The sequence below is a fragment of the Bradyrhizobium sp. Unk1 genome (assembly GCF_059512345.1).
The window spans coordinates 350249-377111 of sequence record NZ_JCAMOP010000002.1 but is presented as its reverse complement, the minus strand read 5'-3'; the positions used below and the strand labels follow the sequence as shown (position 1 = coordinate 377111).

At 64.6% G+C, this 26863-nt stretch carries 21 protein-coding genes; 9 read left to right on the top strand and 12 right to left on the bottom strand.

Translation table 11 applies throughout. The features are described from left to right. Window positions 1–27 precede the first annotated feature (27 nt). Entirely contained in the window at window positions 28–1098 is a 1071-nt protein-coding gene (locus tag AC5ZFO_RS03765; protein ID WP_282519828.1) for a carboxylesterase family protein, read from the bottom strand. 29 nt (window positions 1099–1127) lie between these two features. Continuing rightward, window positions 1128–2099: a S1C family serine protease gene (locus tag AC5ZFO_RS03760; protein ID WP_282519829.1), complete on the bottom strand. Its 972-nt coding sequence runs from the start codon at window positions 2097–2099 to the stop codon at window positions 1128–1130. A 285-nt stretch (window positions 2100–2384) separates the two neighbouring features. Here AC5ZFO_RS03760 and AC5ZFO_RS03755 point away from each other — a divergent pair, with 285 nt between their 5' ends. The 6 genes from AC5ZFO_RS03755 to AC5ZFO_RS03730 all read left to right on the top strand — a co-directional run bounded on the left by AC5ZFO_RS03755 (window position 2385) and on the right by AC5ZFO_RS03730 (window position 9687). After that, complete coding sequence (locus AC5ZFO_RS03755) at window positions 2385–3803, top strand: M20 family metallopeptidase (RefSeq protein WP_282519830.1); 1419 nt, start codon at window positions 2385–2387, stop codon at window positions 3801–3803. 260 nt (window positions 3804–4063) lie between these two features. Continuing rightward, the gene (locus tag AC5ZFO_RS03750) at window positions 4064–5854 is read left to right on the top strand and encodes a peptide ABC transporter substrate-binding protein (RefSeq protein WP_282519831.1); all 1791 of its coding nucleotides are present in this window, start codon (window positions 4064–4066) and stop codon (window positions 5852–5854) included. A 30-nt stretch (window positions 5855–5884) separates the two neighbouring features. Continuing rightward, window positions 5885–6844, top strand: a complete 960-nt coding sequence (locus AC5ZFO_RS03745) for an ABC transporter permease (protein ID WP_282519832.1) — start codon at window positions 5885–5887, stop codon at window positions 6842–6844. Further along, window positions 6810–7727 carry an ABC transporter permease gene (locus AC5ZFO_RS03740; RefSeq protein WP_014491615.1) on the top strand — a complete coding sequence of 306 codons (918 nt, stop codon included), beginning with the start codon at window positions 6810–6812 and terminating at the stop codon, window positions 7725–7727. Before AC5ZFO_RS03745 ends, AC5ZFO_RS03740 begins: the two co-directional genes overlap by 35 nt. After that, window positions 7727–8722: an ABC transporter ATP-binding protein gene (locus AC5ZFO_RS03735; protein WP_282519834.1), complete on the top strand. Its 996-nt coding sequence runs from the start codon at window positions 7727–7729 to the stop codon at window positions 8720–8722. The genes AC5ZFO_RS03740 and AC5ZFO_RS03735 overlap by 1 nt, the downstream gene beginning before the upstream one ends. After that, complete coding sequence (locus AC5ZFO_RS03730) at window positions 8719–9687, top strand: ABC transporter ATP-binding protein (protein ID WP_282519835.1); 969 nt, start codon at window positions 8719–8721, stop codon at window positions 9685–9687. Before AC5ZFO_RS03735 ends, AC5ZFO_RS03730 begins: the two co-directional genes overlap by 4 nt. A 6-nt stretch (window positions 9688–9693) precedes the next feature. Here AC5ZFO_RS03730 and AC5ZFO_RS03725 read toward each other — a convergent pair whose 3' ends face one another. Continuing rightward, on the bottom strand, window positions 9694–10713 hold the full coding sequence (locus tag AC5ZFO_RS03725; protein ID WP_282519836.1) for a helix-turn-helix domain-containing protein: 1020 nt from the start codon (window positions 10711–10713) through the stop codon (window positions 9694–9696). 401 nt (window positions 10714–11114) lie between these two features. Between AC5ZFO_RS03725 and AC5ZFO_RS03720 the strand changes: the two genes are divergently transcribed. Then, the gene (locus tag AC5ZFO_RS03720; protein WP_496121412.1) at window positions 11115–14294 is read left to right on the top strand and encodes an autotransporter domain-containing protein; all 3180 of its coding nucleotides are present in this window, start codon (window positions 11115–11117) and stop codon (window positions 14292–14294) included. 13 nt (window positions 14295–14307) lie between these two features. Here the strand turns inward: AC5ZFO_RS03720 and AC5ZFO_RS03715 are convergent, their stop codons facing one another. The 3 genes from AC5ZFO_RS03715 to AC5ZFO_RS03705 form a co-directional block, all read right to left on the bottom strand. Continuing rightward, complete coding sequence (locus AC5ZFO_RS03715) at window positions 14308–16212, bottom strand: sensor domain-containing diguanylate cyclase (protein ID WP_282519838.1); 1905 nt, start codon at window positions 16210–16212, stop codon at window positions 14308–14310. 180 nt (window positions 16213–16392) lie between these two features. Continuing rightward, entirely contained in the window at window positions 16393–16614 is a 222-nt protein-coding gene (locus tag AC5ZFO_RS03710; protein ID WP_063985811.1) for a dodecin, read from the bottom strand. A 132-nt stretch (window positions 16615–16746) separates the two neighbouring features. Then, window positions 16747–17994, bottom strand: coding sequence for a glycosyltransferase family 87 protein (locus AC5ZFO_RS03705; protein ID WP_282519839.1), 1248 nt, complete (start codon window positions 17992–17994; stop codon window positions 16747–16749). A gap of 359 nt (window positions 17995–18353) precedes the next feature. On the opposite strand from AC5ZFO_RS03705, the gene AC5ZFO_RS03700 reads away from it, so the two are divergent. Together AC5ZFO_RS03700 and AC5ZFO_RS03695 are read left to right on the top strand one after the other, a co-directional pair. After that, window positions 18354–19355, top strand: coding sequence for a glycoside hydrolase family 16 protein (locus AC5ZFO_RS03700; protein ID WP_282519840.1), 1002 nt, complete (start codon window positions 18354–18356; stop codon window positions 19353–19355). Between the two features lie 2 nt (window positions 19356–19357). Next, window positions 19358–20857 carry a GH1 family beta-glucosidase gene (locus tag AC5ZFO_RS03695; RefSeq protein WP_282519841.1) on the top strand — a complete coding sequence of 500 codons (1500 nt, stop codon included), beginning with the start codon at window positions 19358–19360 and terminating at the stop codon, window positions 20855–20857. A gap of 17 nt (window positions 20858–20874) precedes the next feature. Here AC5ZFO_RS03695 and AC5ZFO_RS03690 read toward each other — a convergent pair whose 3' ends face one another. From AC5ZFO_RS03690 to AC5ZFO_RS03665, 6 genes are all read right to left on the bottom strand, one after another. Continuing rightward, on the bottom strand, window positions 20875–21432 hold the full coding sequence (locus AC5ZFO_RS03690) for an HNH endonuclease (protein ID WP_014491631.1): 558 nt from the start codon (window positions 21430–21432) through the stop codon (window positions 20875–20877). Between the two features lie 220 nt (window positions 21433–21652). Further along, complete coding sequence (locus tag AC5ZFO_RS03685; protein WP_282519842.1) at window positions 21653–22630, bottom strand: peptidyl-alpha-hydroxyglycine alpha-amidating lyase family protein; 978 nt, start codon at window positions 22628–22630, stop codon at window positions 21653–21655. A gap of 128 nt (window positions 22631–22758) precedes the next feature. After that, window positions 22759–24534 carry a flavin-containing monooxygenase gene (locus AC5ZFO_RS03680; protein WP_496121408.1) on the bottom strand — a complete coding sequence of 592 codons (1776 nt, stop codon included), beginning with the start codon at window positions 24532–24534 and terminating at the stop codon, window positions 22759–22761. A gap of 77 nt (window positions 24535–24611) precedes the next feature. Beyond that, complete coding sequence (locus tag AC5ZFO_RS03675; protein WP_282519844.1) at window positions 24612–25697, bottom strand: DUF2855 family protein; 1086 nt, start codon at window positions 25695–25697, stop codon at window positions 24612–24614. A 196-nt stretch (window positions 25698–25893) separates the two neighbouring features. Next, window positions 25894–26523 (bottom strand): general stress protein, encoded by a 630-nt coding sequence (locus AC5ZFO_RS03670; RefSeq protein WP_282519845.1) that lies wholly within the window; start codon window positions 26521–26523, stop codon window positions 25894–25896. Between the two features lie 15 nt (window positions 26524–26538). Beyond that, window positions 26539–26859, bottom strand: a complete 321-nt coding sequence (locus AC5ZFO_RS03665; RefSeq protein ID WP_282519846.1) for a hypothetical protein — start codon at window positions 26857–26859, stop codon at window positions 26539–26541. Window positions 26860–26863: the final 4 nt, after the last annotated feature.

The following is a 26863-nucleotide window of genomic DNA, read 5'->3' as shown; positions in this document are numbered from 1 at the left end:
AGTACGGCGCAGGTAAGGACGACTCGTTCATCCGCCGTTCAGCCACTCCAGCAGCTCCGCGTTGATCTCGCGCGGATAGGTGTGGCTGAGATCGTCGATCTCGCGATAGGTGACGTCGGCGCCGGCGGCGGAGAGGGCTGCCTGCGTCTGACGCGCGGTCTGTACCGGAAACATCCAGTCGAGCTTGCCGTGGGTGATGAAGATCGGCAGTCCCTGCAGGCGCGCGGCGTCCGCCATCTCCGCCATCAGCGGATGGAAGGTCGCCGACACCGGCGCGAGATGCGTGAAGGGCGAGGCGCCGTCGAGCCCGGTGACGTAGCAGAAGGTGCCGCCGTCACTCATGCCGGTCAGCAGCAGGCGCGAGGCGTCGATCGCCCAGCGGCTGCGCACCGTGTCGAGAATGCGCATGAGGTTCGGCGTGTCGCTATCGTCGCCCATCAGCGCCCATGTCGGGCCGGTCGCGGTCGGCGCCACCAGGATCGCGCCAACGCTGCGGGCGTCGCGGAGCCAACTCCAGAGAAAACCGCGGCCGTTGCCGCTGCCGCCATGCAGCGCCATCACCAGCGGCATGGCGCGCTCCGGCGAATAATATTCTGGCACATAGACCGAGAAGCCGCCGCGGCTGCCGGGCTCGTTGTGGTCGTGGAAGATGCCGGTGTGTTCGCCCGCGCCGGCTTCCAGCCGCACCAGCAGGTCGTCATTCTCGCGATTGGCAGCGTTGAGGAAGAAGCTGCTCACCGGCGGAAACTGGGTCGACAGCGGATACAGCGCTTCCTGCGCACGAGGCAGATGGCGCAGCGCGCGGAAGACTGCGACGAGATCGCCATTGCCACGCTCGACCTCGCGTATGCCGGCAAAGGCGGCGAGCGTCTCGTTGCAGGCGCGGTCGAGCCGCTCGCGCAGCCCGGTGAACGGCTCGGGCCAGGCGCCGATCGCAGCGTATGCCGCTTGCAGCGCCTCGTCGGGCGTGCCGATCGCATTCATCACCGAGGCAAAGGCCGGCGGATGCAGGTTTCGCTGGAAGAAGCCGAGTGCTTCCAGCGCGTTGAGCAGCGGCGGCAGCACGGTCACGATGTCGTCAACGACGGCCTCGGTCATCGCCGCTTCCTTGCGTCGGTTCGGTGGTGTCAGTGCAGCTTCGGCGCCTTGAGCAGCTTGAAGCGATCGGTTGAGGTCACCGTGACGTCGAAGGTGACGCCTTCATGATGCACGGTCAGCGGCACGTCGACGCCGGCAGCGCCCAGCGCCCACATCTTCTTGTAGAAGGCGGTCTGGCTCGTCACCTCCTCGCCGTCCACCGCAAGGATGACATCGCCGGTCTTCAGCTCGGCGCGTGCGGCCGGGCCGTTGGCGGAGATCCCGATCACCACCAGGCGGTTGTCGATCTCGGTCGAATAGAGCCCGAGCCAGGGGCGCGACGGCTTATTGACGCGACCGAATTTGCGCAGATCGTCGAGCACCGGCTTCAACAGGTCGATCGGCACAATCATGTTGACGTGCTCGGCCTTGCCGTCGCGTTCGCGCTCCAGCTGGAGCGAGCCGATACCGATCAGCTCCCCGCGCTCATTGAGCAGCGCTGTGCCGCCCCAGTTCGGATGCGCGGGATAGGTGAATACCGCTTCGTCCAGCAGATATTCCCAATAGCCGGCGAATTCCTGCTTGGCTACGATCTGGCTCGCGACCGATCGGGTGCGGCCGCCGGCGCCGCCGACTACGACGCGGTCGCCGACCCTTGTTTTCGCCGAGTTGCCGAGCGGCAAGGGTTCGACGTCGAGGTGACCGAGCGCCTGCACGAGGCCGAAGCCGGAGACGGAATCGAAACCGAGCGCATGCCCCTCGACGACGCGCCCGTCGGCGAGATGCAGCCACACCGATTCCGCCTCGGTAATGAGGTAGCCGATGGTGAGCACCAGCCCGTTGTCGATCACGACGCCGTTGCCGGCGCGTTCGGTGCCCAGCGTTTCGGCACTGAAGGCATCGGGCGGGATGATGGCGTGCAGGCCGACGACGGACCCGAGCGAGCGGTCGAGATCGAAACCGTAATCGCTCGCGCGCGGCTGATTGGCCGGCGGCACTCTCCATTCGGTCAGGGCGGGCATGGAGTTCTCCTGGCTGAGAGCATTGCTCCGCCGTGGCTGGCGGAACGACGCGCGAAGCACTCATAATTTAGGCTGGAGGAGGCCGTCTTGAAAGCCTCGTTCCCAACTATTCCGGAGATCGCCGCGTGAAATCTTCGACAGGCACAGGAACGCCCGCATAGGTGGCAAGCGCCCGCGCGATCCGGCACCGGCCGCATGGCTGCTGTCCCGCGACGTGCTAGGCGGGGTGCAATGAAGCTGCTAACCATTGCCGCTTCGTTTGACCAAGAGATCACGGACCGAAGCATGGATAACCGCAGCGACATCTGGCGTGGCGTCGACACGATCAAGGCGCGTTTCATCGACCTCAGCGACAGGGTCTGGGGCATGCCCGAGGTGTGCTACACCGAGGCGCGGTCCGCCGCCGAGCATCTCGCCGAGCTGCGCCACCAGGGTTTCCGTATCACCGAGAAGGTCGCGGGCATCCCCACTGCGGTGATGGGCGAGTGGGGTGAGGGCGGTCCGGTCATCGCCTTCATGGGTGAATATGACGCGCTGCCGGGCCTCAGCCAGGAGGCCGGCGTCGCCGAGCACCGTCCGGTCGAGACCGGCGGCCACGGCCATGGTTGCGGCCACAATCTGCTTGGTTCCGCGGCGCTGCTCGCCGCGACCGCGATGAAGGACTGGCTCGCCGAGAACAAGGTGCCCGGCCGCGTGCGCTATTACGGTTGTCCGGCGGAAGAGGGCGGCGCAGCCAAGGCCTTCATGGTGCGCTCGGGCGCGTTTGAAGACGCCGACATCGCCATCACCTGGCATCCGCACAGCTTCTGGGAAGTCGCCGTGACGCCGTCGCTCGCCAACACCCGCGCGGATTTCATCTTCACCGGTCGCACCTCGCATGCGGCGGCCTCGCCGCATCTCGGCCGCTCCGCGCTCGACGCGGTGGAGCTGATGAATGTCGGCGTGAACTACATGCGCGAGCACATGCCGAGCGACGCGCGCGTGCATTACGCCCTGCTCGACACCGGCGGCATCGCCCCCAACGTGGTGCAGGCGCATGCGCGCGTACGCTATTCGATCCGCGCCCGCGATCTGCCCGGCATGAACGAGCTGGTCGGACGCGTCAGCAAGATCGCAGAAGGCGCGGCCTTGATGACCGAGACCAAGGTCGAGATGAAGATCATCTCTGCCGTCTCCAACATCCTGCCGAACACGCCGCTGGAGCAGGCGCTGCATCGGGTGATGGAAGATCTCGGACCGCCGCATTTCGACGACGCCGACAAGGGCTTTGCCAGCCAGATCCGCGCGACGCTGACCGACAAGGACATCGCGTCGGTCTATTATGCGATCGGTATGGAGCCGACCGACCGGCCGCTGGCCGACTTCCTGGTGCCGCTCGATGCCAAGCGCAACCCGCTGGTCGGCTCGACCGACGTCGGCGACGTGAGCTGGGTGGTGCCGACCGTGCAGGTTCACGCACCCACGGTTGCAATCGGCACGCCGTTCCACACCTGGCAGGTGGTGGCGCAGGGCAAGAGCGGACACGCTCATAAGGCCATGGTGCAGGCGGCCAAGGCGATGGCCGGGATCGGCATCAAGGCGTTGACGGATCCGGAGCTGATCAAGGCCGCGAAAGCGGATTTGCAGAAGCGGACCGCCAAGACACCTTATGTCTGTCCGCTGCCGGACCACGTCGCGCCGCCGCTGACCATGTCCGTGGCGTAGAATTTCGTCTCGATACTTCGTCTGATCCGGCGAACAAATTTTTCGCAGTGCAACGTGGATTTCGGCGCGTTTTGACGCCGGATTGCCGAACGCTTGGGCTGCGGAACGCGGTTTTGCCCAACGGGCAGCCAAAACACCGTTTGCATACACACGGTCGCAGTTGACGCGCGGCCTATTCGGTGTGCCATCTACCGCCAGCAAAACCCGGCGGCCGCGGTGCGGCTGCCTGCATCCATACGGGAACCAGACGGGGGACAACCATGCTGGATAAAGAACTGCGTTCGATGATCGGTGACGTGAAGGACGGGCGGATGGATCGCCGTGCCTTCATCAAGCGTATGGCCGCGGTCGGCCTCACCGCACCCCTCGCCAACCAGATTCTCGCGCTCGGCGGCGTCGCCATGGCGGAAGGTGCCTCGACCTACAAGCCGACCAAGCGCGGCGGCGGCGGTGCATTGAAGCTGCTGTGGTGGCAGGGTCCGACCCTGCTCAATCCGCATTTCGCCACCGGCACCAAGGACCAGGACGGCGCGCGCCTGTTCTACGAGCCGCTCGCCTGTTGGGATCCCGACGGCAACATGAAGCTGGTTCTGGCCGCCGAAATTCCCTCGATCCAGAACGGCGGCCTCGCAGCCGACGGCAAGTCGGTGACCTGGAAGCTCAAACCCGGCGTCAAATGGCATGACGGCACGCCGTTCACGGCCGACGACGTCGTGTTCAACTGGGAATATGCCAAGGATCCGGCGACCTCGGCTCTGACGATCGCGACGCTCCGCGATATCACGGTCGAAAAGGTGGACGAACTCACGGTTCGCATCCTTTTCAACAAGCCGACGCCGTTCTGGGCCGACGCCTTCGTCGGGGCTCCCAACACCATCATCCCGAAACATCTGTTCAAGGACTATATGGGGTCCAAATCGCGGGAGGCTCCGACCAACCTCTCGCCGGTCGGCACCGGCCCCTACAAATTCGTCGAGTTCAAGCCGGGCGATCTCGTCCGCGGCGTGATCAATCCCGACTATCACATGGCGAACCGTCCCTATTTCGATACGATCGAGATGAAGGGTGGTGGCGATGCCGTCTCGGCGGCGCGCGCGGTGATCCAGACCGGCGAATATGATTTCGGATGGAACATCCAGGTCGAGGACGACGTGCTGCTGCGCCTGGAGAAGGGCGGCAAGGGAAAGACCGTCTACGCGGTCGGCGGAGACACCGAGTTCATCGCACTGAACTTCACTGATCCCAACACCGAGGTCGATGGCGAACGCTCGTCGATGAAGACCAAGCATCCGCTGTTTTCAGATCCGGCGGTGCGCAAGGCGCTCTCGCTGTTGATCGATCGCGAATCGGTCAAGAAGGCGATCTACGGCCGCGCCGGCCGCACCACCGCCAACTTCCTCAACGGGCCGGAAAAATTCGTATCCAAGAACACCTCGTGGGAGTTCAGCGTGGAGAAGGCCTCGAAGGTCCTCGACGAGGCCGGCTGGAAGCCGGGCACCGACGGCATCCGCGAGAAGGACGGGAAGAAGCTGAAGCTCGTCTACCAGACCTCGATCAACGGCCCGCGCCAGAAGACACAGGCGATCGTCAAGCAGGCCTGCCAGAAGGCGGGGATCGACGTCGAGCTGAAATCGGTCGTCGCCTCCGTGTTCTTTTCCTCCGACGTCGGCAATCCCGACACCTATTCCAAGTTCTACGCCGACATGGAGATGTTCCAGATCCCGCTGAGCCAGCCCGATCCGTCGCAGCACATGCGTCGCTACCTTTCGAACCTCGTCGCCACCAAGGAGAACAAGTGGCAGGGCACCAACTTCCCGCGCTGGGTCAACAAGGAGTACGACGAGACCATCCAGGCCGCGGACGGCGAGATGGATCCGGTCAAGCGCGCGGCGCTCTACATCAAGGCCAATGACCTCATGTACCAGGACACCGTGTTCATTCCGGTGCAGCACCGCCTGAAGGTCGAGGCGGCCGCCAACAATCTGCGGCCCGTCGTTTCCGGCTGGGCCAACGAGACCGACAATCTGTTCGACTGGTACCGGGAGGAATGATCACGCAGGCCTAAACCGGGATCGTCCTTTATGAGTCAGTATGTCCTGCGTCGTCTGCTGATCGCCGTTCCGAGTCTGCTTGGCATCTCCCTGGTGCTGTTCGTCGTGCTTGCCCTGGCACCCGGCGATCCCTTCTCGGAACTGGCGACCAATCCGAACGTGCCGCCCGAAGTCGCTCTCGCGCTTCGGGCGAAGTTCGGCCTCGACGATCCGATCTACCTTCGTTACCTGCACTGGCTCAACGCCATGCTGCACGGTGACTGGGGTTTCTCCTTCGTCAGCCGGATGAACGTCGACACGCTGATCCTCCAGCGTCTGCCGGCAACACTCTACGTGATCGGTTCGGCGCAGATCCTGGCGCTCCTGATTGCGATCCCGGTCGGGGTCTATGCGGCGACAAAGCCCTATTCGCTGTTCGACCAGATCGCCAACACGCTCGCCTTCGTCGGCTTCTCGCTGCCGACCTTCTTCACCGGCATCCTGTTCATCCTGATCTTCTCGGTCACGCTGGACTGGCTGCCTTTCGTCTATACGACCGACATCAAGGGCACCGGCATCCGTTGGGTGCTGGAGATGATCCGGCAGGCAATCATGCCGGTGGCGGTGCTCGGTCTGTTCCAGGCGGCGTCGATGACGCGTTTCGTTCGCTCGGCGATGCTCGACGTGATCCGGCTCGACTACGTCACCACCGCCCGCGCCAAGGGACTCGGGCAGGCCAAGGTCATCGTCAAGCACGTGATGCGCAACGCCATGATCCCGGTCGTCACCCTGATTGCGTTGCAGATGCCGGCCGTGTTCGGCGGCGCAATCGTCACCGAGCAGATCTTCCGCATCCCCGGCATCGGCTCGCTGCTGATCTCCTCCATCCTCTCCAACGACACGCCGGTGGTGATGGCCGTCACCTTCGTCTTCGCGTGCCTCGTCGTGCTGTTCAATCTCATCGCGGACGTCCTTTATGGCTGGCTTGACCCTCGCATCTCCCTCCGCTGAGCGGCGCGTCTACTCGCCCTGGCGCGAGATGTGGCGGCGCTACAGCCGCCACAAGCTCGCCGTGGTCAGTGCGTTTCTGCTCCTCATTCTGATCCTCGCGGTGGTGGCCGGCCCCTTCGTCTGGCGGGTCAAGATCGACGACATCGATATCGTTGCGGGCATGCAGGGGCCGTCGCTTGCCCATCCGTTCGGCACGGACGATCTCGGGCAGGACATCCTGGCCCGCATGATCTATGGCGGGCGCATCTCGCTTGCAGTCGGCCTTGCTGCGATGCTGGTCTCGGTCTTTATCGGTGTCCTGATCGGCGCGCTCGCCGGCATGTCGCGCGGCGCGCTCGGCCACGGCCTGATGTGGCTCACCGACCTCTTCCTGTCCCTGCCGCAGCTGCCGCTGCTGCTGCTGTTGATCTATCTCTTCCGCGACGGGCTGAAGCAGATGTTCGGTCCCGAGGGCGGCATCTTCATCCTGATCGTGCTCGTGATCGGCGGCTTGCGCTGGATGCCGGTGGCACGCCTCGTGCGTGCGCAGTTCCTGTCGATCCGCGAGAAGGAGTTCGTCGAGGCGGCCCGTGCGCTCGGCGCAAGTCCGGTGCGCCAGGTGGTCCGGCACATCCTGCCCAATGCGCTCGGTCCGGTGATCATCGCCGGCACCATCGACGTCGCTGCCGCCATCATCGCGGAATCGACGCTGTCCTTCCTCGGCCTCGGCTTTCCGCCGGATACGCCGACCTGGGGCCGGCTGTTGTACGACGCCAAGGATTTCCTCGACATCGGCCCGCATTGGGCGCTGTTTCCGGGCGGCGCGATCTTCATCGCGGTGGTCGCCATCAACTTCATCGGCGACGGCCTGCGTGACGCGCTCGATGCGCGACGGGTGATCTGATGGCGCCGCTGCTGGAAATCAAAGGGCTGAAAACCCACTTCTCGACCGACGACGGCATCCTGCAGGCCGTCGACGGTGTCGACATCTCCATCAACAAGGGCGAGACGCTCTGTGTCGTCGGCGAATCCGGCTGCGGCAAGACCGTGACCGCGATGTCGATCCTGAAGCTGATCGCCATGCCGCCCGGCCGTATCGCGGCGGGCCAGATCATCTTCGAGGGCCGCGATCTCGTGCCGCTGACGAGCCGTCAGCTCGACGAGATCAGGGCCAAGGAGATCGGCTTCATCTTCCAGGAGCCGATGACCTCGCTCAATCCGGTGCTCACCATCGGCGAGCAGATCGCCGAGAGCCTGCGCCGCCATGAAGCGGTGACGAAGAAGCAGGCGCTCGAGCGCACCATCGAGATGCTGAAGCTGGTGCAGATCCCCAACGCTGAAGGCCGCGTGCACAATTATCCGCACCAGTTCTCGGGCGGCATGCGCCAGCGCGTGATGATCGCGATGGCGCTCGCCTGCAGGCCGAAGCTGATCATCGCCGACGAGCCCACCACCGCGCTCGACGTCACCATCCAGGCGCAGATCCTCGACCTCTTGCAGGACATGAAGGAGCGCTTCGGCATGGCGGTGATGCTGATCACCCACGCCATGGGCGTCGTCGCCGAGACCGCGCAGCGCGTCGTCGTGATGTATGCCGGCAAGGTGGTGGAGGAAGCGCTCGTCGACGACCTCTTCGGCAATCCCGGTCATCCGTATACACAGGGCCTGATCCGCTCGATCCCGCGCATCGATCTCGACAGCGAGCACAAGACAAGGCTCGAAGCGATCGGCGGCTCGGTGCCGATCCTGATCAATCCGCCGGTCGGCTGCCGCTTTGCTCCGCGCTGCCGCCACGCCATGAGCGTTTGCACCGAGAAGGAGCCGCTGCTGCGCGAGATCGCGCCCGGCCACCGCATGGCCTGTCATTTGGGAGATACGCAGTTGGGAGGCACGGCATGACCGAGCCCTTGCTCCGCGTCAGCGGCCTGAAGAAATATTTCCCCGTGCTCGGCGGCCTGTTGTCGCGCCAGGTCGGCAGCGTCTATGCGGTCGACGGGGTCTCGTTCTCCGTCAATCGCGGCGAGACGCTCGGTCTCGTCGGCGAATCCGGCTGCGGCAAATCCACCACCGGCCGCTGCGTGCTGCGGCTGATCGAGCCGACCGACGGCGAGGTCGTGTTCGACGGCCAGGACGTGCGTAAGCTCGGCGGCAATGATTTGCGCGCGATGCGGCGGAACATGCAGCTGGTGTTCCAGGATCCGTTCGCCTCGCTCAATCCGCGCATGACGGTCGGCGCCATCCTCGGTGAGGCCCTGATTATCCATAAGCTCGGGTCCTCGGCCAAGGAGCGCGAGGAGCGCGTCGCCAGCCTGCTCGTGAAGGTCGGTCTCAAGGCGGAGCACATGCGCCGCTACCCGCACGAATTCTCGGGCGGCCAGCGCCAGCGCATCGTGATCGCGCGGGCGCTCGCGGTCGAGCCGAAGCTGATCGTCTGCGACGAGCCGGTATCCGCGCTCGACGTGTCGATCCAGGCGCAGGTGATCAATCTGCTGGAGGATCTCCAGGCCGAGCTGAACCTCACCTATCTGTTCGTCGCGCACGACCTGTCGGTGGTCGAGCACATCTCCGACCGCGTCGCCGTGATGTATCTCGGCCGGATCGTCGAGCTGGCGAAAGCGAGCGATCTCTACCGCAATCCGCAGCATCCCTACACCAGAGCGCTGTTGTCGGCGGTGCCGGTGCCCGATCCCAAGCTCAAGCGTGAACGCATTCGCCTCAAGGGCGACGTGCCGAGCCCGATGAAGCCGCCATCCGGCTGCCACTTCCACACCCGCTGCCCGATCGCCCAGCCGCGCTGCGCGGAAAGCGCACCCGAGCTGAGGGAAGGGGCGGGCGGGCACTTCGTGGCGTGCCACCTCGCCTGAAGGCCGTCACCCGTTTTGTGACGTGCGTCGGGCCAGTTGATGCAGCACCGTGTCGATGCTCGGGACCGCACCGGTCTCGCGGAGCCAATTGTCGGCCAGCTCCCTCAGTTCGCCCGGCGTCAAGCCGAACTTGCGGCGGAATGCGCGAATGAAGGTGGAATCGCTGCTGAAGCGCATGCCGACGGCAAGGTCGATCAGCCGCGTGTCCTCCGCGGACGGCGATATCAGCTGGCGGAAAGCGAGATTGAGCCGCTGCTCCCTCACGTAGTGCGCCAGCCCGCCGTCCGCCTCGAACAGCCGATAGAGGGTGGCGCGCGAGATCTGGAAGTGGTGGCAGATCGCTGCCACGGTGAGCGCGTCGGTCTCGAGATTATCGGCGATGTGGCGCTTGATCAGTGCGAGATAAAGATGCCGCTCGGCGCGTTCGACCCCTGCGGCAATGTCGGCCGTCCCGCCCGCGGCTGCGGCGACGATATCGGCGATGGCTTCGATTGTGGCCTCGGGGCTGCCGGCCTCGGGTTCGGGCGGCAGCGCAAGCGCGGCGTAATGGTTGGAGAGCAGCCGCGCGTGTGGATGGTTTGACGGCAGCAGGGTCGCCGTGGCCGAATCCGGATGCGCGAGCCGCGGTGCGAGCATGGCGCGTTGCAGGATGATCGCCGTCAGGCGGGTGCGGCTACCAGACGCGCGCAACACCGTCCGGTTCGGCTGCGCCATGTCGATGAGAACGATGTCACCGGGCCCCAGCGTCACCTCGCGGCGGCCGGAGCTGAACTGCATCTCGCCTTCGACACACAGGGTGATCTGAAAGTGATCCATCGCGCCGCGGGCGACGTGTGCCGGCGTCCGGTCGTATTCCTGGTCGGTCGCGCGCGTATCGACCAGCAACGCATTGCGGGTCATCGTCGTCAGGGTGGTGACATGGAAATCGTCTTCCGCGGTGAGCGGAACGACGTCGCAGATGTCGGCCGTCATGGCGCGCAACTGCCTTAGCGCGTGCACCCCGCGCCCTGGGATGTCCGCCAGCATATTCTCGTTCACGGCCGTCCCGCCTGCATCACCCCACGACGAGGCAGGACCGCATGGACTCGATATTCGAAGACCGGCGGCACACCAACATCATTTCGGCATGTAGCTATTCGGAAATCAGTGTGCAAGCAACGTTGGGCGAGGCCGCGACGGATTTGGCACAGGTCGTCCGGAATCCGCACCGATTTTATCGCCCTGAGACGTTGGGCACATCATGCGACGAGTCGGCCTGCTAGAGGTCCGTTCGCCAATTGAGTGCCGGTGCCGCCACGCGGGGGGCTGCGCCGTTCGGAATGGGGTGCCGCGTGCGATTGGAAGTGGGAATGACGGGCGCGAGTGGTTCGAAATCGCGCTGGCGCAGGCGCACCGGGAAAGCGCGAGCCTGGCGGACATTTGCGGTCATGGTCCTGTCGTACCTCGGCGCGACCTCTGCCAGCCGGGCGCAAATCGACAATTACGGGATCTGGACTGGAAGCAGCAGCACGCCCGGGCAGGTGCTTGAATTCGATACGCTGACCAATGCTCCGATCGGGGCGGCCATCGCGACGGGCGCATATCCCACGAACGCGGTGTTCTCGCCCGATGGCCGTTTCACCTACGTTGCCGCATATGCAAGCGGCGAAGTCGATGTCATCGACGTCGTCAGCCGGAATGTTGTCGCGACCATTCCCATCGTCGCTGGATCGCTCGCTGCGTTGGCTCTCAGTGCGGATGGCACGAGCCTCTACGTGGCGTCCAACCTAAGCAATTCGGTCACCGTCGTCTCGACCGCGACCAATCACGTGGTTGGCTCACCCATTGCGGTAGGTTCGCATCCCCTCGGGATTGCGGTCTCGCCGGACGCGACTCGAATCTATGTCTCCAATGCAGCCTCCGACAGCGTCTCGATCATCGATGCCACGTCGAAAGCCGTGATAGGCACGATCGCGGTCGGAAACGCGCCTTCCGGCGTCACCCTGTCGCCTGACGGCAGCAAGATTTATGTGGCCAATCAAACCAGCAGCTCCGTCTCGGTGATCAATGCGGCATCGCAATCGGTCGTCGCGACCGTTCCGGTCACCGGATTCCCCTTGAGTGTTGCGGTCAGTCCCGATGGTTCACGGATCTATGTGACCACCACCCAGTCCAATCAACTCGCGGTCATCAATGCGGCGACGAACACCGTAATCGCAACTCTGGCTTTGCCAGGCTCCGGCCTCGGGGTGACTGTAACGCCCGACGGGAGCCGCGCCTATATCACGACCGGGCTTGGATCCTATGTGCTGGATACCGCGACCAACACGATCGTAACCTCGGTATCCATTCCTATCGCGGGCAGCGGCAATGTCGGTACCGCGTTTATCGGCCCGAACGTCATCGTCGCGGCGGGTGGGGCGCTTTCGGTCGCCAGCGATGCGGCCCTCACCGCGCTGGGCTTCGGGCAATACATCAATTTCAATGGCGGCACGCTGCAATTCACCGGTGCTTTCAACAGCGCGCGGACGATCTCGCTGCTGGCCGGCGGCGGCACGATCGACGCCAACGGCTTCAACGCGACGTTGTCGGGCCAGATCATCAATACGGGATCGTTGACAAAGACCGGGCTGGGCACGCTGACGCTGACGGGCGCCAACACCTATGCCGGCGGCACCTTCATCAATGGCGGCACGCTCGCCCTGAGCGGCGCCGGTACGCTGGGCGACGTCGGCGGATTGACGACGGTCAACAGCGGTGCCACGCTCGACCTCGGTGGCACGACGCAAACCCAGAGCGCAGTTGGCCTCAATGGCGGTATGATCCGCAACGGCAGTCTGAACGCGCCCATCACGTCCACTGGCGGCATCCTCAATGGCATCGGCGGCTCCGCGAGCCTGACGACGACCGCGGGCCTGACGATGCTGCTCGGCATCAACGGCTATACCGGTGCGACCACCGTGAACGGCGGCGTGCTTGACGTCGAGGGAACAATCACCGGCACTTCGGCGGTGACGGTGAATTCCGGCGGTGTGCTGATGGGGGCCGGCACCATCGATCCGCTGACGGTGGCGATTGCCAGCGGTGGCACATTCGCGCCGGGCAACGGCACGCCGGGCAGCTCGACAAGCATCATCGGCAATCTCGTCTTGCAATCGGGCGCCATTTATCAGGTCCAGGTCAATCCGTCGACGGCGTCCTATGCGAACGTCACCGGAAGCGCGACGCTCGGCGGTGCCACCGTCAACGCGGTGTTCGCGGCCGGCAGTTACATCGAGAAAAGGTACACGATCCTCAGCGCGAGCGGCGGCATCTCCGGCAGCTTTGCTTCGGCGGTCGCGAACAGCAATCTGCCGGCGAACTTCAAGACCGATCTCGGCTACGACGCAAACGGAAACAAGGTCTATCTGAATCTGTCCCTGGCCTTCGTCCCGCCGTCGAATTCCGGGCTGAACGGCAATCAGCAGGCGGTGGCGAACACGCTGGTCAATTCCTTCAACGTCAATGGCGGCATCCCGCTGGTCTATGGCGGCATGACGGCACCAGGCCTGACCCAGGCTTCCGGCGAATCCGGAACGGGCTCGCAGCAGACCACGTTTGCTGCCATGGGCCAGTTCATGGGCCTGCTCACCGATCCCCTGGCGCAGCGAAACGGTGGGGCGGACCCGGCCGGAGGCACGTTCGGCTTTGCGGAAGAGGACAGTTCAAGCGCCTACGCCGCACGCAAGCGCACCGATGCATTTGCCATGGTCAGCAAGGCGCCGCCGCAGAGCTTCGCGCAGCGCTGGAGCGTGTGGGCCGCGGGCTTTGGTGGTTCGCAATCGACCGACGGCAATGCGGCGGCCGGCTCGAACGACACGACGAGCCGCATCGCCGGCACGGCCGTTGGTGCCGACTATCTGCTCTCGCCGAATACGTTGCTCGGCTTCGCGCTCGCCGGCGGCGGCACCAGCTTCAATGTCAACGGTCTCGGCTCCGGCCGCTCCGACCTGTTCCAGGCCGGCGCCTATCTGCGCCACACGAATGGTCCGGCGTATATCTCCGCCGCGCTGGCCTATGGCTGGCAGGACATCACGACAGATCGCACCGTGACCATCGCCGGCACCGATCGTTTGCGTGCCGAGTTCGACGCGAACGCGTATTCCGGCCGCATCGAAGGCGGCTACCGTTTTGTCGCGCCGTGGATCGGCGGGATCGGCATCACGCCCTATGGCGCGGCGCAGTTCACGACGCTCGATCTGCCGGCCTATGCCGAGCAGGCCGTCTCGGGCTCGGCCGCGTTCGCCTTGAGCTATGCCGCAAAGAGTGTCACGGATACGCGCAGCGAGCTCGGCCTGCGAACCGACAAATCCTTCGCCATGCGAGACGGCGTGCTGAGCCTGCGCGGCCGCCTTGCCTGGGCACATGATTTCAATCCCGATCGCTCGATCGCCGCCACCTTCCAGGCGCTGCCGGGCGCGAGCTTCGTCGTCAACGGCGCCGCACAGGCCCGCGACTCCGCGCTCACTACGGCCTCGGTGGCGATGAGCTGGCCGAACGGCTGGTCGACGGCGGCGAGTTTCGAAGGCGAGTTCTCCAACGTTACCCGCAGCTATGCCGGCAAGGGTAGCGTTCGCTACGCCTGGTGAGCGGTCGATCCCGTCACGCGCTCTTCGCGGGCCAGGGTACGACCTGTCCCGACATCACCATGCGGTCACGGCCGCTGTCCTTGGCGGCGTAGAGCGCGCGGTCGGCGCCAGCGACCAGCGTGTTGCAGTCCATCGCGGTTTGGGATGGAAGGCTCGTCGCAGCGCCGATGCTTGCCGTCACCAGCCGGGAGGGCGGATTTTGCGCATGCAGCATCGCGAGCTCGTGCAGTGCCTGGCGAATCCCTTCGCCGACTTCGGTGCAACCATCCGGGCCGGTGTTCGGCAACAGTACGGCGAACTCCTCGCCGCCGTAACGCGCCGCGAGGTCGGCCGGGCGCCTGACCTGAGCGGACAGGATCCGGCCGAGCGCGCGCAGGCATCCGTCGCCCGCCTGGTGTCCGTAATGATCGTTGAATTTCTTGAAGTGATCGACGTCGATCAACAGGAGCGAGATCTCCGTGCCGTCGCGCCGGGCGCGCGCCCATTCCTCAGCGAGGCGTTCGTCGAACGCGCGGCGGTTGGCAAGGCCGGTCAGGCCATCGGTGGTCGCGAGCGATGCGAGTTTGTCCTGCAAGTCCTTCTGCTCTGTCATGTCGCGCACGACCGCGACGACACCGTCGACCTCGCCGCTGTCGGGGGCTCGGGTCACGTGCAAGGCCGCCTCGGCCCAGATATCGCCCTTGTCGCGATGGCGCTGGCGATAGACGAACCGCGCTTCCTCGGCCTCGCCGTTCTTCAGCGCGGTGATGGCCTGCTCGACCCGCTCGATGTCGTCCGCGTGGATGCCGGCCACCGCCGACGTGCCGAGCAGTTCCTCGGGAGACCAGCCGATGATACGCACGCACGAGGGAGAGGCGTAGAGCAGCCGGTTATCCAGCCCGATCCGGGATACCATATCGCTGGATTGCTCGGCGAGCAGGCGGAAATGGGCTTCCTTCGCGACCAGGGCCTGCGCCATTCGCTGCCGCTGCCAGAGCTGGCGGACCAGGTAGAAGCCGATCACCGCAATCAGCACGACGAGGCCGAGCACGAAGGCCGTGCGTACGGCTGCCACGCGTCGCCAGGGTGCCAGCACGTCGTCCTGCGACTTGCTCGCCAGCACCATCAGCGGATAGCGGCTGCTGCGCTGGTAGTAGCTCAGCCGGTGCACGCCATCGAGCGGCGACTTGAAATAGTAGACTGCGGCCGCCGGACGGCTTTTCCATTCCCTGAACAGCGGCGCATTGGAGAGGTCGCGCCCGATGAAGGCGCCGCTCTCGTCGTGGCTGCGCGCCAGCATGATACCGGCGTCGTTGAGCAGCGATGCCGAGCCGTTCGGGCCGACGTCGAAGCGCTCGTAGAATTTCGCGAAATAGGCGACGTCGATCGTGAGCAGCGCGACGCCGGCAAAGCTGCCGTCGGGGTGGTTGATCCGGCGTGACGCGGTGATGATCCACTGGCCGCCGGCGCGGCTCTTGATGGGCCGCCCGATCAGCGTGTCCTTCGCCGGGGAATCACGGTGCTGCCGGAAATATTCGCGATCGCTGTTGTTGAGCTTGGAGAAGTCGACATGCTCGGTCGTGGCAAGCCATCGGCCGGCTTCGTCATAGACGAAGATGCCGCGGATGCGGTCCGATGATTTGCGGGTCGGCAGGTAAGTCTGGAGCTTCGCGATCGTGTCCGGGCCGGTTCCGTCGAGTTCGAGCCGATGGACCAGTCCGACCAGGATCGTATCGGCGAGCTCGAACGTGTCGTCGGCGTGCTGGATCAGCGAATGCGCGAGATTGGCGACGTCGATCTCGGCGTTCCTGAGATCGGCGTTGTGCGTTTCCCATTCGCGCCAGACGCTCAAGCCGAGGATCGCCACGCAGATCAGCAAGACGAATCCCGCCGCCCAGAGCGGAAGGCGCGTCTTGCCGAGTTCGCGGTTCGTGACCATCGGGCTTGCTCCAAACCGGCGCAAACCTCTCACTTTGGTCTTAACGGCCTGTTGCAACTTCCGCGATGATTTTGCGCGTCGGCAGTCCGCCGGACGAGGTCGTCGATATTTTGATCGACTCTCATCGTCGGATGTTAACCACGCCGCCGCGGCATGATGTTTCGCGCGGCGTCCGCCGCGTCAGTCCATCAGCGTGAAGCCGACGCGCAGCGTCACCTGGTAGTGGCGGACAGCGCCATTCTCGATGTGACCGCGCGTCTGCACCACCTCGAACCATTTCATTTCGCGCACGGTCTTGGCGGCGCGGCTGATCGCGTTCTTGATCGCATCCTCGATGGAGGTCTCGGATGATCCGACCAGCTCCAGGATCTTGTAGACGTGATCCGTCTCGGCTGTGGGCATTGTACGTCTCCCTCGTTTGCGTTGCGGCACCACCGCCACCCGCGCTCCCATCTGAACGGGGTACTGGCGTTCCGGGTTCCACCGTCCGACGCTCGGCGGCGTGACGCTGGCGTTGCAGCGGGCTGAGAGGCGTTATTCCGCGGGCTGCGACAGGATGGGCGCCGGCTGCGTCCCGCGCCACAGCAGCCGCAGCAGCAGGACCAGGAGCGCCATCAGGGCGAAGCCGCCCAGGGCGGGCGCGAAATGTTGGTCGGGATCGGCCTTCTGCCCGAATTGCACCGCGAGCCGCCCCGACTGCAACAGCCCATAGGCTCCGGCGAACAGGATCAGCCCGTATATGACGCTCCGCTCGCGCGGGCTCGCCATCCTGGCGAGATCGGGCAGCATCAGGGCCAGACCGATCCCGACCATCGGCAGATCGTAATCATACGCATAAGGGCTGATCATCACGGATACCATCACGGCGGCACCGAGCGTGAAGGCCGGTGAAGCGCCCCGCGCTGCACCGAGAAGGACGGCGAACAAGGCCAGCCCGGCAACGGCCGTCTGTCCCCAGAAGGCGGCGCCTGCGGGAAGGCCGGCTTTGTACAGCGCTGCATAGGTCGAGATCATGCGGAAGAGCGGGTAGAAGCCCTGCTCGAGATACCCCGCCGACTCCCTGATCGCCCCGAGCCACGCGAACCAGATCTGCCACCCGAAGAGGAGCGTGCAGAGCAGTGAGCTCGCCAATACGACGGCCGCGGCCGTTCCGAGCGCAATCCAGCGCCGCGTCACCAGCAGATAGACGCCGGCGGCAATCGCAAGGTGCGGCTTGATCACCATGGCGCCGAGCGCGAGGCCGGCCAACAGCTGCCGCCGCTCCACGTTGAGACAGACCAGCCCGATCAGCGCGCCCGTCAGAAAGCCGTTCTGCCCGCAGCCGATGGTGATCGCCATCGCCGGAAACAGGATCACCAGCACCTGCGCGAAATTCCGGCCGGCGATCGCCCGGAGCGTCACGAGATAGAGCGCAAGTGTTGCGGCGGTGAACAGGAGATAGCCGACGCCGACCGGCAGGAATGCGAACGGCGCGACCAGGAGGTCGTATTGCGGCGGATAGGTCCAGGGCATGAAGCCGGTGGCGCCGCCGGCGGCCTCCATCTGCATCTTCAGCAGGGCATCGAAATGATAGACCTGGTCGAGATCGCCGCGCCAGACGTGCTGCGCGACGATGTGGAAGGCATCGAAATCGGCGAGCTCGCGATCCGTCCAGCCGCCGAAGCGTGCGAACCAGAAGGCCTTGAAGACGGCGATCGACGCCAGCGCCGCCAGCACGAAGCGGACATAGGCAGTCCGCTTCGACGGCGAGGACTGAACCGCTTCCAGCGTCTCGGCAAACATGAGCGGCGACCTTGGACCTGATGGATCGGCGGTTGGACGGGCAGGGCCGCGGATCCCGGCCAAACTGCCATCGGAGGCTTAAGGGACGGTAACGAATGCGGAAGGATTTGGCGCCGGCGCTTCTCTGGCGGAGCTGGGGCGCGCGGAACTGGGCCCGGTTAACCGCCGATCCTGCGCCCGGGATGACACGATTTCCGGGCGAACCTGGATGCGATGTCGAGATGACCTTTTCGAAATCGCCCGCCCGCACAGACGGCCGTGCTTGCCCGCTCGAAGACAGGCGAGCTAACCTGCGCATATCCTGCCAAGTTTTCTGCCAAGTTTTCTGCCAAGTTTTCTGCCAAGTTCGATGTGCGGTGATGATCGACAGTTGGACGAAGGGCGCTCTGGTTGCGATCGGCCTGTCTGCCGTGCCCGCGCCGGGCGTCGCGCAGGACGATCTCGATGCTGCGCCCGGCACGATGACGCTGCAAGTGAGCACCGATCCCTCCATGATCGAGTGCCGCAAGCTTGAGACGGTCAATCCCGCCTTGCTCGCGTTCCTGCCGCTGCGCCGGACTTTCAACGATGACTTTGACGAGCATCCGCTTGCGACAGGTCGCTGGGTGCCGCATTACGCCGGCGGTGCGGCGTGGCCGGAAGCGCGCTATTGGGGTGGTGACGGCTCCGACTTCAAGCGCAAGACCAGCGCCAATGGCGAGCAGCAGATCTATGTCGACCCGCGCTATTCGGGGCGTGCGGGGACGCCGCTTGGGCTAGATCCGTTCAAGGTGAAGGACGGCGTGCTCTCGATCGTCGCCAGCCGCACGCCGCCGGAACTGAAGTCCGTTCTGTTCAACAACGAGTACATCTCGGGGATCCTGACCACGCAGGGCACGTTCGCGCAGAAGCACGGCTATTTCGAAATTCGCGCCAAGGTGCCGGTTGGCCATGCGGTCTGGCCGGCGTTCTGGATGCTGGCGGACGACGGCGGCTGGCCGCCCGAGGTCGACGTGCTGGAAGGCCGCGGCGAGCGGCCGGGCGATCTCGTGATGACGACGCATTGGCGGATTCCGTCGACCCAGAAGATCCAGTCCTGCGGCTTCGACTATGCGGTCGGCGACGCTTCCAGCGTGTTCCACAATTATGGTGTGCTGTGGGAGGAGGATCGCCTGGTCTATTTCATCGACCGCAAGCCGGTCTCCGACATCAAGGTGCCGATCGGCTTCGACGATCCCATGTACATGATCGTCAATCTCGCGATCGGATCGAAATTCTTTCTCGGCGTCGGTCCGGTCGATGCGGAATCGCCGCCCACCGTCGCATTCGAGATCGACCGGATCTCCGTCTATCAGATCGACATGGAGCAAGCTCGGAGATAGCGATGTCAGCTGATGTCTCGCGGCGCGATCTTGCGAAGCTCGCGGGGCTCGCCGCGCTTGGCGCTGCGGCGGGTGCCAAGGCTGGGGATAACAAGGCTGCAGATAACAAGGCTGCAGATAATGAGACGCCCGCATCGGCCGACCGCCACGCGCCCGCGTCCTTTCCCAAGGACTTTTTGTGGGGCACGGCGACCTCGTCCTACCAGATCGAGGGCTTTGTCCACGAGGACGGCCGCGGCAAATCGATTTGGGACATTTTCAGCCACACGCCAGGCAAGATCGAGGACGGCTCGACCGGCGACCGCGCCAATGAGCACTATCACCGCTACAAGGACGACGTCGCGTTGATTAAGGCGCTCGGCGTCAAGGCCTACCGCTTCTCGATCGCGTGGCCGCGGGTGTTTCCGGATGGATCGGGCCAGCCCAATCCGAAGGGGCTCGATTTCTACGACCGGCTCGTCGACGAACTGCTCGCGAACGGCATCGAGCCCTATGCGACGCTCTATCACTGGGACCTGCCGCAGGCGCTCCAGGATCGCGTCGGCGGCTGGCAGTCGAGCGACACGTCGAAGGCTTTTGCAGATTACGCCGCCTACGTCGCCCCGCGCCTGACCGATCGCGTCAAAACCATCTTCACCGTGAACGAGGTCGGGCGCTTCGTGAATTTTGGCTATGGCTGGGGCATCGACGCGCCCGGCCTCAAGCTGCCGACCGCGCAGCTCAACCAGGCGCGCCATCACGTCGCGCTGGCGCATGGGCTTGCTGTGCAGGCGATCCGCTCCTCCGCGCGGGCCGGCACCCGTGTCGGCGCGGCCGAGAATATCGCGGCCTGCGTGCCCGCGATCGCAACGCCGGAAAATATCCGCGCTGCGGAGATCGCGACGCGCGAGCTCAACGCCGGCTTTCTTGGTGTGGTGCTGGAGGGCAAGTACACCGACCACTTCCTCGCCTATGCCGGGGCGGATGCGCCGAAATTCACCCCTGAGGAATTGAAGATCATCGGCACGCCGAACGATTTCGTCGGGCTCAACATCTACGCGCCGCAATACTACGTCACGGCATCCGATCGTGCGCCGGGCTTCCGCGTGCTGCCGTTCCCGACCTCGTTCCCGCACATGAACTCGGAATGGCTGCGGGTCGGCCCTGAGGTGATCTACTGGGCCCCGCGTCTGGCCGCAAAAATCTGGAACATCGAGACCATCTACATCAGCGAGAACGGCACCTCGTCCGAGGACAAGATTTCCGCCGACGGCCAGGTCTACGATCTCGACCGCATCATGTTCCTGCGCAATTACCTGACCCAGATGCAGCGCGCGATCGCCGAGGGCGTGCCGATTCGCGGCTATTTCCTGTGGAGCCTGATGGACAATTTCGAGTGGATTTTTGGCTACGGCAAGCGGTTCGGCCTCTACCGGGTCGACTTCGAGACCCAGGCGAGGCTGCCGAAGCTGAGCGCGGCGTTCTATCGGGATGTGGTGGCAAGGAACGCGATCGGGATGTAAGGCGCTGTCTCCGAATCCTACGGATCCAGCTCCGTATCCCAGTAGAGATAGTCCAGCCAGCTATCGTGCAGATAGTTCGGCGGGAACAGGCGGCCGTTGCGGTGGAGCTGGTGCACGGTCGGCGCGAACGCGCTCTGGCGCGGAAACATCTTTGCCTGCGCCGGCGTCAGATTGCCCTTGCGCAGATTACAGGGCGAGCATGCCGCGACCACGTTCTCCCAGGTGGTCTGGCCGCCCTTGCTGCGCGGAATGATGTGATCGAAGGTGAGGTCTTCGGGCGAGCCGCAATACTGGCAATTGAAACGATCGCGCAGGAAGACGTTGAACCGGGTGAACGCGGGATGCGTGGTCGGCTTGACGAAGGACTTGAGCGAAACGACGCTCGGCAGCTGCATTTGCAGCGTGGGACTGTGAACCGCCTGATCGTAATGCGCGACGATGTTGACGCGGTCGAGGAACACCGCCTTGATCGCGTCCTGCCACGACCAGAGAGACAGCGGGTAGTAACTCAGCGGCCGGAAGTCCGCATTCAGCACCAACACCGGCCAACTGCCTTGCGAGACATGTGCGTTCAAGTAACGCTCCCGGCCTCCAATGTACGCTGCGAAGCAGCATGTACTGACATACTACATGCAGCGTGACGGGATTGTGAAGCCCGTTGAGCGACTTATTCAGGTGCAAGCAATGCGGCGGCGGGGTGGCAAAGCGCTCAAAACCGCCGTGATTTGGGGGGCGAGGACGACGCCGGGCGAGGCAGGGTCGACCAGACGGCGCATCGCGGCCTCGCCCGCCCAACTATTCCCGCACCCGCTCCAGCTTCTGCAAACACCGCGTCGCGCGCACCACGGCCGGCATTTCCTGGTCTCCGAAGCTGGCCTTCCAGTTGGTGACGCCGACTTCGCCGACATAGATGTCGCCCCTGGAGTCCAGCGCGAGGCCGTGCGGCGCCAAAAACTTCCCGCTGGCAACGCCTGGCCCGTTCTCGCCGCCGAGCCGCGCGATGCGGTTGCCCTTGGCGTCCACGATCGACAGCCGCGGGCCGAGATTGGGCACGTTGCGGTTGATGTCGAGGCCGGGTCCGAGCTCGCCGATCACGAAGGTCGGGCTCTTGGCACCACCGCAGCAGCATAGCGCGCAGGGCCGATGCAGATTGTTCCACTGCGTCTCGTACTTTCCCTCGCCATTGAAGACCTGCACGCGATGGTTCTCGCGGTCGGCGACATAGACCCAGCCGTCTGCATCGGTGGCGATGTTGTGCACGATGTTGAACTGGCCGGGATCGGTACCGGGCTCGCCCCAGCTCTTGAGCAGCTTGCCGTCCGGCGTGAACTTGTGCACGCGCGCGTTGCCATAGCCGTCGGAGACGTAGATATCGCCCTTCGGCGACAGCGCGGTGTGGGTGCAGCGATGGAAGGGCTCGCCGCTCATGAACGGCGACGGCTTCTCGGGGATGCCGATCGTCAGCAGCACCTTGCCGTCGGTAGTGCATTTGCGAACGGTGTGGTCGCCGTCATCGGTGCAGTAGAGATTGTCGTCGGCATCGATGTGTAGGCCGTGCGCGCGCGAGAACAACCCTTCACCCCAGCTCCGGAGGAAATTGCCCTCGCGATCCAGCACCACCATCGGATGGGCCCCGCGGTTGAAGACGTAGACGCGGTCCTTGCTGTCGACGGCGACCGAGGCGACGTCGGTCAGCGTCCAGCCGTCGGGCAGCTTTGCGAAATTTTCGACGACGCGATAGCGGTGCTCGCCGGTGCCGAGAATGGCAGGCATTGATTTTTCCTTCCTTTAGCTGTGTCTGGTCTGCATCCGCATCGTCATTGCGAGCGCAGCGAAGCAATCCAGAATCTTTCCGCGGAGACAGTCTGGATTGCTTCGCTGCGCTCGCAATGACGAGGGGCTCAAGCCGTATCCGCCTCACGCCCCAAAATCCCTTCCTCGATCGCCTTGATCTGGAGCGCGAGATATTTCGAGTTGATCCGGCACTGCGCGAGGCTGCCGGCGATGAACCAGAGGCCGGGCTGCCTGGTGCGGGCATACATGTTGCGCAGTTCGAGGCCGTCGCCAAAGCCCCAGACCGGGCCGACGCGGTCGGCGACGCCGTCGCCGAACAGCTTTCGCACCAGATATTCCTGGGGCTTGTAGCCCGTGGACAGCACGATGAGATCGGCCGCGATCATCGCGCCGTCCTTCATCCGAGCGCCTTCGGCCGTGAAGCTCTCGATGTCTGCGAACTGCCTGAGCCCGATCGCTCCCTCGACGATCAGGTTGGAGCAACCGACGTTGAAATAATAGCCACCGCCGCGGGTGAGGTATTTGAACTGCCAGCCGGTGCCGGCCTCGCCGAAGTCGAGCTTGAATCCGACGTTGCGCAGGCCGTCGAGCAGCTCCTTGTCGAGCGCCTTCGACTGCTCGGTCAGCATCACATGGGTTTTCTTCGCGAGCGGCGTCGGCATCGAGGTCGCGATCAAATCGTTGTCCTCGAGGGTGCCTTCGTTGTACGTCGCATAGGCGAGCTGGGCCGACGGCTCGATATTGGTGACCAGCGTCGGCGACCGCTGCACCAGCATCACCTCGGCGCCGCTCGAGCAGAGATCCTGCGCGATGTCGTGGCCGCTGTTGCCGGTTCCGATCACGATGGCGCGCTTGCCGGTCCAGTTCTCGCCGTCCTCGTAACGGCTGGAATGCAGCAGCGTGCCTTTGAAATTGTTCAGCGTCGGAATATCAGGCACGTTGGCGATGCCGCTGACGCCGGTCGCCATCACGACATGGCGCGGGCACATGGTGCGGTTGCTGCCGTCGGCGCCCCGCAGCGTGACGGTCCAGCAGCCCTTCGCGTCGTCGTAGGTGGCGCCCTCGAACTCGGTGCCGGTCCAGAAATCCAGCTCCATCGCGTCGACATAGGCTTCGAACCAGTTGGCGAGCTTGTCCTTCGGGATATAGGTCGGCCAGTTCGGCGGGAATGGCATGTAGGGCAGATGATTGACCTGCACCTGGTTATGCAGGGTCAGCGCGTGATAGCGCTTGCGCCAATTGTCGCCGATCCGCGTCTCGCGATCGACGATCAATGTGTCGATCTTCAATTGCTTCAATCGTGCTGCAATCGCAAGGCCGGCCTGGCCGCCGCCGACCACCAGCACGGCAGGATCGCGATCGGCGTAGTCGCGCGCCGCGTTGCGCAAATCGAGCCAGTTCGGCCCGCGGAAATCGCGTGAATAGGCCTGTCCCCGCGGCCGCGACGTGCCGAGCTGCTCCTCGAAGCCTTTGAGCTCATCGAGCGCGGTGAGCAGCGTCCACGCCTTCAGCCGGTCGCCATCGGCGGTATCGGGCACGAGCCGGACGATACCGCTCCCGCGACCGATCACGGTCTCGAAATTGAAGATGATCTCGATATTGCTGGTGCCGGCGCGCGTGACCCAGCGCGGCGCCGCGCGGTTCGGCGCGATCGTGAAGCTGGTCGGCGCCGCCGGTGGCGCGAGCGCCTTCAGCGCTTGGGCAATCCGGGCGTGGCCAGCGATCGTTTGCAGGTTCCAGCTCAGCGCCAGCACATCGCGCCAGAAACTGTCGGCGAGGAAGAGATGGTCGAGTGCGGCCGGATCAGGCTTGCCGAGCGAGCGCTCGAACTCGTCAAGCCAGGCTTGCGCCGAGACGGAAATATCCTTCGTCTTGCCCAGCATGCGCGACCTCGTGGCCGTCTTCGCGGCGTTTCCTCTGAGGTTGACGCTATACCGGTTCGATGGCCCTCGAAAGCGGTTTACCCGAGCAGCGAGAGCATGTGGCCCTGCTCCGGCGGAATACGCCCTTTCAGCGTGTCGAGAAACACCCGCCGCACCGCGTCGGGGCCGCGGCCCTCGACGACGGTTAAGCATCTCTCCAGCAGCGGCGCAAAACCGGACCATGCCGCGCTAAAGCGCTGCTCGATACCGCCCGGGCCCCATTCCTTGGCGCGCTTGCGGATCTGGTCGGGCGCGAAGAACCAGCGCGGCTTTGCACCGGGCAGCTCGCCTTCGTCGGGCTCGGTGGCGCGATGCGTCAATCCGACGCGTACGGAGCATTTCATCCGGTCGCCGAAGTGCCGATGCAATCCGGCGCGCAGCGCGGTGTTGCCTGCCATGTCAACGAAGGCGACCGGCGCATCCGATGGCAACGACGCAATGCGGTCATAGGTGACGACCTCGTCATAGCAACCGAGCGACGAGACAAAGCCGCTGTTGCCGGCGGACGTCAGCCCGATCACCTTGCGGCCGCGGGTGTGCAGCAGGTGGGCGAGGCCGAACGCGGTCTTGCTCGAGGCGCTCGAGAGCAGCACGGTGCGTGCGCCGAAGTCGTCATTCTCGGCCAGAAAGTCGTCGACCAGGAACGACAGCATGAACAGCGGCCGCAGCAGCGCCTGGTAATCGCCCTTCCGGCCGGCGTAAGCGGGATCGCCGCTGACCCGTGCATAGGCATTGTAGACCGGCGCCACGTCCTGCCGGTGTGCGGCACCGTCGCGAAGGCCGCGCTTGCTCACGTCGGTCGCCTCGATGACGAGATGCGTCGCCATCGGGAAATAGCCGAACAGGCGCTCGCCCACGGCGACGTTCGGATGCCTGGAGGCGATCACCTCGCCAAAGCCCCATACCGGAATGTTGCCAAAACCGTTCGGCGCGGGAAAGAGCTGCCAGTATTTCAACTCGTCGCCCATCACCGCATAGGTGATGTTGTTGGCGGTGAAGGCGAAGCGGTCGACCTTCACGAGCAGGGCGTCAGGCGGCAGCGCATCCGCGCCGGGAAGCTCGGTCGTGACCACCTTGCACTGGTCGAGGTCATTCTTCGCAACGACGAAGTCGATCGATGTCATGGCTTTGATCCCGGCTTTGTCCGTGCCGGCATTTCATTCGTTCACCCATGATCCTTTTGCAACAGCAACATAGTTTAAAACGCCGTTCGCTGCTGCCGATGAATCCAGACGGCGCGAGGAGAGGCCCATATCTACTGGGCCTCTCCCGGTTGCTCCGTCCGCATAGCGACTGGCTAACAGTCAGGAGGTATCCCCCTTACCTTCCCCGCATGCCGGCGCCGTACAACTCGCGCTCACGACCGACGTCCTCAGGGGATAGCGGCGGGCTGGCGGCGTCGAAGCCGTTCCAGCCGGACTTTTGCCAGGCAGTGCTCCGATCCTGCAGGTTCACGGACTTCTCATGAAGAAGGGCGTCAAGACGCGAGCGGTCTGGCTCGGATATCCTCGCCGATACCAGTGTTCCGCCACGTCGAACGCCCTCGGCGTAGCGCGACGCGTCTTCCTTGGAAACGCCGGCTTGGGTCAATGCTCCGACGATGCCGCCGGTTGCGGCGCCCGCCGCGGCCCCAACCGCCGTCGAAGCCAGCCAACCCGCAGCGACGACCGGCCCCAGTCCCGGAATCGCCAGCAATCCAAGTCCCGCGAGCAGTCCGGCTGCGCTTCCGAGCCCCGCGCCGATGCCGGCGCCTGTGCCCGCACCTTCGGCGCGGTCGTCGACGCCGTCACGGTCGCGGTCAACCTTGCCGGTGGATGAGCCGTACCAGTTGTCGGAATTGTTCGCGACGATGCTGATGTCCGAGTGCGGCACGCCTGCGGCCTCGAGGCGTCGGACCGCACGTTCCGCATCCGAATAGTTGTCATAGAGTCGAGAAATGGTGGTCGTCATGTTTCATCCTCCTGCTTACTTGACGGGGTTCACGTTGCCCTGGAAGTCCACGCTCACGTTGGCCTTGGTCCCGGCCTTGTCCGCCTTGCCGCGCCAGACGCCGTTGTCGTCCTTTTGCAGGCCGGAAACATTGGAATAGCCCGCCGCCTCGATTTTCGACTTCGCCTGGCCCTCGGTGAAGCTGTTGCGGCCTGCGACAGGTGCGTTCGAGTTGTTGCGATCGGAGCTGTTGACCGCGTTGTTGCCCGGCCCGCTCTGCGCCGGCTGCGACTGCGCGCTTACAGGCACTGATCCGAGCAGCAAGAGAGCTGCAGCGAGCGAAAATAGACGTGACATCGTT